The following is a 7,619-nucleotide window of genomic DNA, read 5'->3' on the forward strand; positions in this document are numbered from 1 at the left end:
GAAGTATTCTTTGCTTCATCAGACCCCGTTGCATTTCATCCTTGAATTGGCCCTATTTTTGGATTAGCATTTAGTGCCGATAGCGATATGATAGCTTCTGCTAGTTCTGATAAAACAATGAAAATCTGGAATATAAACAAGGCATTAAAGCAATATAAAAAAGATAAACTACCTGTAAAAAAATTAGATGACTTACAAATTCTTAGAGGTCATACTAATATATTAAACCGAATAGAATTTAATCCAGTATTTCATGTAAATCTAGGTTCTAGCATTCCTATGATTGCCTCTAGCAGTAATGATGGAACTGTAAGATTATGGAATTGGAGAAGTGGATTAGAGGTTCAAGATGCTTCTGACACTAAAACTATAATAAACAAAAGTTGTAACGCATTCACACTATATACTCAAGGTTATCTTAAGCAATATCAAAAAGAGATTAACAATATTTGTAATTAACAATCATTTGGATTGCAATTTTCATCACTTAGATTACAGCATGATAAATTTAAATTTCCATCATTACCAATGATTAAACCAAGCCTACTGAAATCAATCCACTCAGCATTAAGCAAAGACCACCAATCAGTTGCCAAACCTTTTTCAACGTAGTAGTATGGTAGCCATCCATAGCCACGATCTCCCCAGTCTTCTCCCCAAGAGTTTCTAACCAAAAATGCTCCTTTCAATGGTTGATTAGGATCATCGGGATTGTTGAACTCCATAATGTCATCATACCCAACTGCGACGAGAGCATGACCTTCTTTTTCGGTGTTTTTGTTTAAAATATTGCTTCTAACTACACTAATTTGTCCAGATTTTTGGTTGTTTTCAGTTGATTCTTTTGGATTGTATTTTTTAGTATAATCTTTAAGAATATTAGGGTCATGAAAACCAAAAACTGAGGGGAAACCAGAAGCTAGTGCAATCCGAATTCTTACTAATATCATGTCTTTACATGATTCGGATATATCTAATCTGAAATAGTGAGTGGCTTGATAATTTTGAGCATAGGCATAACAAAATGCTGAAGGTTCTTCGTCTAGTTCTTTATTGCCATCCCAATATTTTGCGGGTGGTATGCCAAATAAAGCCATTGCTTTCAATGTGTCTCTAATTGTTGCGCCAAAATCTACCGAAGACTCCATTAAATTCCTGGTTATTTTATGAAGAAACGACCAAGATAGATTGTCATTAATGGAACTTGCATCTTTATTTAAAGTTCTATTTATACGCTTTTGAAAATATTCCATTAAAGCTACACCTGCATGGGCTGTACAGGATGGGTTCCCTTTTTGGTTTGTAATTGCAGAGAACCAATCTCTTAAATCAACAGATTTAGGCAAAAACAAGTCTTTATTTTGTAATGATGCAAGGTATTTTTTATGCTTTTTCTTTTTGACTAAAGGTAAGAATAAATAGGAAGGTTGGTTAACTCTCTTTCTTTTAGCTTTCCATTCTTCCTCTAATACTAACCGTATTGCTCTTCGCAATATAGGTGAATCATCATCTTCAGCAAATAAAGCTCGTTCAAGCCTGATATTTTTTGCTTCGGTTTCTATTTCTTGTGGTGTTAACTTGCTTATAGCAGTTTCTAAAAAATAATCTCTATCATCTTTAAGATCCTTTATCCATCCTGTTCCATAATCTGTCATTGTTTGATTCTCCGCAATAAAATTGGTTTCTAAATCACATTGGCACTTCAAATAACAACATGTACGGGTATGCCATCAGAAATGGCATCAAAAGATTAAAATGAAGGCTTTTTAAAATTGAACTGCTTATTCTTTCAATAATATATACGAAAACGTAACGAGATCAATAAACAAGAATTGTAAAGAAAAGCAGGTATAGTGCTTGCCAATATAATTAGGACGAAGAGCAGAAGCAAGCATAAACCTATTAGTAACCTAAAATGGCAAAACCCTACAGCTACGATCTGCGACAAAAAGTGATCGACGCTATTGAATTAGATGGGCTGAAAAAATGCGAAGCGAGTGAATTGTTCAATATTAGCCGTAACACCATAAATCTATGGTGTTACGGCGTGATAAGACAGGAGATATACATGCCAAGCCAAGGGAAATATCCAATCGAACCAGAAAAATAAACGATTGGGAAAAATTTCGTGCCTTCGCCATAGAGCATCAGGGTAAAACACAAGCGGAAATGGCAGAGCTGTGGGAAGGAGAAATCAGCAGCCGCACGATCGCAAGAGCATTACACAAAATAGGTTTTACCCGCAAAAAAAAACTTACGGATATCAAGAACGGGACGAGCAGAAACGGATTGAATTTCAAGCGCAGTTAGGCGACCCCAAAGCTCCAAACATCGTTTATGTCGATGAGTCAGGGATGGATGATCGAGATCGTTATGCCTATGGTTGGTCGCCCAAAGGAGAGGTCATTGAGGGCTTAAAATCTGGTCGTCGTCAAGGAAGAGTCAATATGATTGCGGGCTATCGTGATGGCGAATTGATTGCCCCATTTACGATAGAGGGGTCTTGCAATCGCACAGTCTTTGAGGTCTGGCTGGAAACTTGCTTAATTCCCAACCTGATTCTTGGCAACTTGGTAGTTATCGATAATGCTACCTTTCATCATGGTGGACGCATTGCTGCGTTAATTGAAGCCGCAGGATGCAAAGTAGTCTATTTACCACCCTATTCGCCTGACCTAAATCGCATTGAGAAATGTTGGGCTTGGTTGAAAGCCCGAATTCGCAAACTGCTTCGTGATTCAATGAATTTACATGATGCTATGGATTTTGTGCTCAATCTGGCTACGTCCTAACTAAGTAGGCAAGCACTATAGCGAAACAATTACCCAAAATGGTTTGTATTATGGCGTTGAGGCGGGTGGTAGAGTTTTCGACAACTTATCTACCTATGGGTTACCGCGAAACGAATGGATAAATGACTTTGACTGTCCTGGTGGTATTTTTAAAGTTGAAGAAGTAGAACGATTTTAAACATTAAATGGGAAGAAAACAGATGCGCGACTTATACGATCTCTTACATGCCATCAAAGAAAAACCAGCCATGTATCTTGGTTCGCCTTCAGTTAGCAACCTCTTTATATTTCTAATCGGCTACAATTTTGCGCGGCGCGAACAATGCATTCCTATCACCGCCCAAGAGCAAAAATTCCTCGAATTTCAACCTTGGTTGCAGCAACGATTCTCGCTTTCCACCTCCGCATCGTGGGCGCGGATAATTCTTCTTTATGCGGTTGATGAAGTGCAGGGCTTTTGGCTATTCTTCGACCTGCTGACCGAATTTTTGCAACAATCCATTTCACCAATAGAAAGCAAAGCGAATTCCATATCCAAGAGTGAAGCTGCATAATGCACGATTATCTCGGCAATAACCCCAACGCCACCAACAGCGATCGCCACATGTGCGGCATTCCCCCAAGGCAAAAGTAAAACCCACCAGATCCCCGACTTTTTTTGCGAGTTTCCAGATCCCTTGCGATCCTATAGAAAAGTCGGGGATCTCAAACTCATGCAGCATCGCGCCAAGGCAAAAGTAAAAAGGTAGAATTAAGCTAGAAAGAGATGAAGCCTTTTCGTTATGGAGATCTGCGCGATGCTCGACACACCCACCCAATATAAGCACATTCAACTCCAAGGCGACGGAGTACCTATCATTGCAGGTACAACCATGAAAGTTGTCGAGTTAGTGACATCTCATATTACCTATGGTTGGAGTCCCGAAGAATTGCATTTTCAATATCCCCATATTGCCCTCAGTAAAATTTATTCAGCCCTCGCCTACTACTGGGATCACAAACAAGAAATTGATGACGATATGCAACGTCGTCTTGAATTTGCCGAACAAATGCGTAGAAATGCCCCACCCTCACCGCTTCAATCTAAACTTCAAGCCCAAAATTTCTAAGCTATGGCGATCGCGCTCTATATGGACGAAAACGTTCCACGTCAAATTCTACTTGGATTGCGGCTGAGAGGAGTAGATGTTCTTTCCGTTCAAGAAGACGGGCGATCGGGAGATCCAGACCCTTCAGTTTTAGCAAGGGCTAATGAATTGCAACGGGTCTTATTCACTAGAGATGATGATTTTTTAGCGATCGCCAGTCAGCTTTTGCAACAAGAGATAAGCTTTATTGGTCTTATTTACGCTGCCCAGCAACTAGTGAGCATTGGTGATTGTGTAAGGGATTTAGAACTAATTGCCAAAGTTAGCGATCTGACGGACTTCTCCAATCACGTTCAGTTCCTGCCACTATAGGTATTTTTGAATTTATCTACCCACAGATAACCGAAAAACAAATTCAAACATTAGATGGGAAGAAAATAGATGCGCGACTTATACGATCTCTTACATGCCATCAAAGAAAAGCCAGCCATGTATCTTGGTTCGCCTTCAGTTAGTAACCTCTTTATATTTCTGATCGGCTACAATTTTGCGCGGCGCGAACAAGGCATTCCTATCACCACCCAAGAGCAAAAATTCCTCGAATTTCAACCTTGGTTGCAGCAACGATTCTCGCTTTCCACCTCCGCATCGTGGGCGCGGATAATTCTTCTTTATGCGGTTGATGAAGTGCAGGGCTTTTGGCTATTCTTCGACCTGCTGACCGAATTTTTGCAACAATCCATTTCACCAATAGAAAGCAAAGCGAATTCCATATCCAAGAGTGAAGCTGCATAATGCACGATTATCTCGGCAATAACCCCAACGCCACCAACAGCGATCGCCACATGTGCGGCATTCCCCCAAGGCAAAAGTAAAACCCACCAGATCCCCGACTTTTTTTGCGAGTTTCCAGATCCCTTGCGATCCTATAGAAAAAGTCGGGGATCTCAAACTCATGCAGCATCGCGCCAAGGCAAAAGCAAAAAGGTTAAAGGGAAAATGGGAATAATGCTTATTATTTTCACGCTAGATATATATTGACGTTACAACTACATCTGCCCACCTATGACGATCGCACTCCAACCCGAACAGGAGCAATTTATCCAAACCCAGATTGCCACAGGACGCTACACCAACGCCACCGAGGTAATCGCGGAAGCGCTCCAACTCCTAGAAAAACGCAACCAGTACGATTGCTGGGTCGAAGAACTTCGCGTTAAAATTGACCTAGCCGCCGCACAACTCGATCGCGGCGAAGGCATCGATAGCGAAACAGCGATCGCTCTTGTCGAATTTGACACCCATACAAGATTTAAACTACTAGCTGCCCAAGGCGATCGGGAATTAGGGCTAAAACTGCTTGATAAATTGGATTCCCTGACTGATTAGAAATAAATAGCAATTGGAGAAAATTAAAATGATTACTTTAGAAGCAGCGATCGCCAAAATCAAACAATTACCAACCGAAGATCAGAAAGAAATAATTCGCTTTATTGAGTTCTTAGAATTCAAAAGCGGAAAAGCAATTCCTCCCCAAGACAAAATAGAAATTACAGAACCAAAGCCCATTTCTTTTGCAGAAGCTGCTAGAGACTTGATTGGTTGTCTAGATGGATTGCCTCCAGATTTATCCACAAACAAAGCCTATATGGAAGGTTTCGGGCAGTAACCATGCCAAAAAACATTATTTTGGATACGAGCGTTTTAGTTGCACTCCTGAGCGTGCGGGACAATTATCACAATTGGGCAAAAAACACGGTCGCAGCGATCGCTACCCCATTTCTAACTTGCGAAGCCGTCTTGACCGAAACTTGTTTTTTGTTGAGAAGCCACGATATGGGACGCAGAGAAGTTTTGCGATCGTTACAGCAAGGATATATTCAAATTCCCTTTCGCTTGATTGACGAAATTAACGCGATTAATTTACTAATGCAGTGCTATCAAAATGTACCCATGTCCTTAGCAGATGCCTGTTTAGTAAGGATGTCAGAAATTTATGAGAACAGCGCCATCCTAACCCTAGATAGCGATTTCAAAATTTATCGCAAGCATCGCAACGAACAGATCCCCGTAATTATGCCCGAGCCATAATTAACCATTTCAGACGTTGGGGCAAAGCATTTCCACCTCACTTTCTGCATTCACAATAGGGCGCGATCGCAAAATTTTTATGTCAAACCTAGCGATCGCCCCAAATTTGCCTTAGCATGACAACATCCCTCTCTGCGTCATGCTAAACCATGCCCCAACTCATCCCCACCGAACTCGAAGACGGAACCATCATTTATATCCAAGTCGAAGAACCCATTGGAACGGGATACACCCCATCCCCCAGCCGCACCTTCGATCCTAATCTCAAAGATGCAGCTAAAGAAAAAGCCATTCAAAGCTTTCAGGCAATGCAAAACCTCGTGCGGGGCTACACAGTCAATACCCTCAACGCCTTTCGGAATTTAGGCAGTGCTGAAGTGAGCGAAGTTATCTTGGAATTTGGTGTCAGCCTCGATGCCAAGGCAGGCGTACCCTTCATCGCCTCAGGGGGTGCTAGTTCCAACCTCAAAATTACGGTTAAGTGCGCGTTCCCCAAGAAACCTGCCTAATTTTTAAATATTCCCCGCTATGGCAATCAACAAAGTACTGCTGCTATCAGCCAATCCAACCAATACCGATCGCTTGCGGGTAGAGGCAGAATTTCGCGAAATCGAGACCTGTTGTCAAAAATCGACATTACGCGATCGCTTTGCGGTTGTGGCAAAAGGAGCCTTACGGATTGAGGATCTGCAACCCGTTTTGATTCAAGAAGCGCCCAAAGTGGTGCATTTTTCAGGACATGGGGCAGCAGAGAATGGATTGGTTTTAGAAACGGATGCAGGCACATGGGAACTGGTTGCAACAGAACCCCTCGCGGAACTGTTTCGCATTCTCCAAAACGGCATTGATTGCGTCGTGTTAAATGCTTGTTTTTCGCAGGTGCAGGCAGAGGCGATCGCCCAGCATGTGCCCTACGTTTTAGGTATGAATCAAGCAATTGGCGATACAGCAGCGATCGAATTTGCCAAGGGATTTTATGGCGCCTTGTTTGAAGGCAAATCGGTGAAGGATGCCTTTGAGTTGGGTAGAAATCGCATCGCCTTAAAAAATATTCCCGAAGTTCAAACACCTGTCCTGATAGAACGCCGTAATCGTATCCCCAACCAAGTTTTACCACTCAAGATCGCGCTAGAAGAACCCGAAGGAGCGGTACGCATTGGTTCGCAATTCTACATTCCCCGATCGCCTCAAGAAGAACGCGCCTACGAAGCGATCGCTCGCCCCCATGCCCTCCTTCGTTTCAAATCTCCCGATCGCATGGGCAAATCTTCGCTCTTGGTGCGAACCTTAGAAGAAGCCCGCCGATTGGGTAACCGCACGACATGGATCGACCTGCAAAAATGCGATCGCAAATTCCTAGAAAACATGGATCGGTTTTTACAATGGTTCTGTGCCGTAATTGGGCGCAATTTGGGAGTGAAAGCCAAACCAAGTGATGATTGGGACGATGTTTTTGGTGCTAACGGTAGCTGTACGGAATTTTTTGAAGAACATCTGATCGGTGAGGATGTGGAGGACGATCGCCCCCTAGTCATCGCGATCGATAATTTGGAACGAATTTTTGCTCACGAAGCGATCGAGGTCGATTTCTGCGGCTTAGAGAGTGTTTGAGAAGTTAAGCAAGACGTTTTAGGAGGATTTGAATCAT

At 42.3% G+C, this 7,619-nt stretch carries 12 protein-coding genes and 1 pseudogene; 12 read left to right on the plus strand and 1 reads right to left on the minus strand.

The features are described from left to right. The first annotated feature begins 54 nt into the window (after positions 1 to 54). Positions 55 to 459, plus strand: a complete 405-nt coding sequence (locus V2H45_RS24065; RefSeq protein ID WP_330486247.1) for a WD40 repeat domain-containing protein — start codon at positions 55 to 57, stop codon at positions 457 to 459. Here V2H45_RS24065 and V2H45_RS24070 read toward each other — a convergent pair. Continuing rightward, positions 456 to 1,655 (minus strand): C1 family peptidase, encoded by a 1,200-nt coding sequence (locus V2H45_RS24070; protein ID WP_330486237.1) that lies wholly within the window; start codon positions 1,653 to 1,655, stop codon positions 456 to 458. The genes V2H45_RS24065 and V2H45_RS24070 overlap by 4 nt on opposite strands. A gap of 260 nt (positions 1,656 to 1,915) precedes the next feature. Here V2H45_RS24070 and V2H45_RS24075 point away from each other — a divergent pair. The 11 genes and pseudogenes from V2H45_RS24075 to V2H45_RS24120 all read left to right on the plus strand — a co-directional run bounded on the left by V2H45_RS24075 (position 1,916) and on the right by V2H45_RS24120 (position 7,582). Further along, positions 1,916 to 2,792 (plus strand): annotated as a pseudogene (locus tag V2H45_RS24075) (IS630 family transposase). Between the two features lie 28 nt (positions 2,793 to 2,820). After that, entirely contained in the window at positions 2,821 to 2,970 is a 150-nt protein-coding gene (locus V2H45_RS25760) for a papain fold toxin domain-containing protein (protein ID WP_408648900.1), read from the plus strand. 22 nt (positions 2,971 to 2,992) lie between these two features. Next, the gene (locus tag V2H45_RS24080; RefSeq protein ID WP_330486238.1) at positions 2,993 to 3,346 is read left to right on the plus strand and encodes a hypothetical protein; all 354 of its coding nucleotides are present in this window, start codon (positions 2,993 to 2,995) and stop codon (positions 3,344 to 3,346) included. Positions 3,347 to 3,589: 243 nt separating this feature from the next. After that, entirely contained in the window at positions 3,590 to 3,901 is a 312-nt protein-coding gene (locus V2H45_RS24085) for a DUF433 domain-containing protein (protein ID WP_330486239.1), read from the plus strand. A 3-nt stretch (positions 3,902 to 3,904) separates the two neighbouring features. After that, positions 3,905 to 4,252, plus strand: a complete 348-nt coding sequence (locus V2H45_RS24090; protein WP_330486240.1) for a DUF5615 family PIN-like protein — start codon at positions 3,905 to 3,907, stop codon at positions 4,250 to 4,252. A 69-nt stretch (positions 4,253 to 4,321) separates the two neighbouring features. Continuing rightward, positions 4,322 to 4,675 (plus strand): hypothetical protein, encoded by a 354-nt coding sequence (locus V2H45_RS24095; RefSeq protein WP_330486241.1) that lies wholly within the window; start codon positions 4,322 to 4,324, stop codon positions 4,673 to 4,675. A 270-nt stretch (positions 4,676 to 4,945) separates the two neighbouring features. Next, positions 4,946 to 5,269, plus strand: a complete 324-nt coding sequence (locus V2H45_RS24100; protein WP_330486242.1) for a type II toxin-antitoxin system ParD family antitoxin — start codon at positions 4,946 to 4,948, stop codon at positions 5,267 to 5,269. A gap of 28 nt (positions 5,270 to 5,297) precedes the next feature. Beyond that, a complete protein-coding gene (locus V2H45_RS24105; RefSeq protein ID WP_330486243.1) occupies positions 5,298 to 5,549 on the plus strand; it encodes a hypothetical protein in 252 nt (83 codons plus the stop codon). A 2-nt stretch (positions 5,550 to 5,551) separates the two neighbouring features. Beyond that, entirely contained in the window at positions 5,552 to 5,971 is a 420-nt protein-coding gene (locus tag V2H45_RS24110) for a type II toxin-antitoxin system VapC family toxin (RefSeq protein WP_330486244.1), read from the plus strand. Positions 5,972 to 6,120: 149 nt separating this feature from the next. Beyond that, the gene (locus tag V2H45_RS24115) at positions 6,121 to 6,480 is read left to right on the plus strand and encodes a CU044_2847 family protein (RefSeq protein ID WP_330486245.1); all 360 of its coding nucleotides are present in this window, start codon (positions 6,121 to 6,123) and stop codon (positions 6,478 to 6,480) included. Positions 6,481 to 6,499: 19 nt separating this feature from the next. Beyond that, entirely contained in the window at positions 6,500 to 7,582 is a 1,083-nt protein-coding gene (locus V2H45_RS24120; protein ID WP_330486246.1) for an AAA-like domain-containing protein, read from the plus strand. Positions 7,583 to 7,619: the final 37 nt, after the last annotated feature.

Source organism: Tumidithrix elongata BACA0141 (assembly GCF_036349135.1).
Classification (GTDB): Bacteria; Cyanobacteriota; Cyanobacteriia; order Pseudanabaenales; family Pseudanabaenaceae; genus Tumidithrix; species Tumidithrix elongata.

Excerpts from the sequence above, each read along its gene's own strand:
- V2H45_RS24090 (WP_330486240.1), top strand. The coding sequence starts at position 3,905 with ATGGCGATCGCGCTCTATATGGACGAAAACGTTCCACGTCAAATTCTA.
- V2H45_RS24100 (WP_330486242.1), top strand. The coding sequence starts at position 4,946 with ATGACGATCGCACTCCAACCCGAACAGGAGCAATTTATCCAAACCCAG.
- V2H45_RS24120 (WP_330486246.1), top strand. The coding sequence starts at position 6,500 with ATGGCAATCAACAAAGTACTGCTGCTATCAGCCAATCCAACCAATACC.
- V2H45_RS24070 (WP_330486237.1), bottom strand. The coding sequence starts at position 1,655 with ATGACAGATTATGGAACAGGATGGATAAAGGATCTTAAAGATGATAGA.
- V2H45_RS24095 (WP_330486241.1), top strand. The coding sequence starts at position 4,322 with ATGCGCGACTTATACGATCTCTTACATGCCATCAAAGAAAAGCCAGCC.
- V2H45_RS24115 (WP_330486245.1), top strand. The coding sequence starts at position 6,121 with ATGCCCCAACTCATCCCCACCGAACTCGAAGACGGAACCATCATTTAT.
- V2H45_RS24085 (WP_330486239.1), top strand. The coding sequence starts at position 3,590 with ATGCTCGACACACCCACCCAATATAAGCACATTCAACTCCAAGGCGAC.
- V2H45_RS24105 (WP_330486243.1), top strand. The coding sequence starts at position 5,298 with ATGATTACTTTAGAAGCAGCGATCGCCAAAATCAAACAATTACCAACC.
- V2H45_RS24080 (WP_330486238.1), top strand. The coding sequence starts at position 2,993 with ATGCGCGACTTATACGATCTCTTACATGCCATCAAAGAAAAACCAGCC.
- V2H45_RS24110 (WP_330486244.1), top strand. The coding sequence starts at position 5,552 with ATGCCAAAAAACATTATTTTGGATACGAGCGTTTTAGTTGCACTCCTG.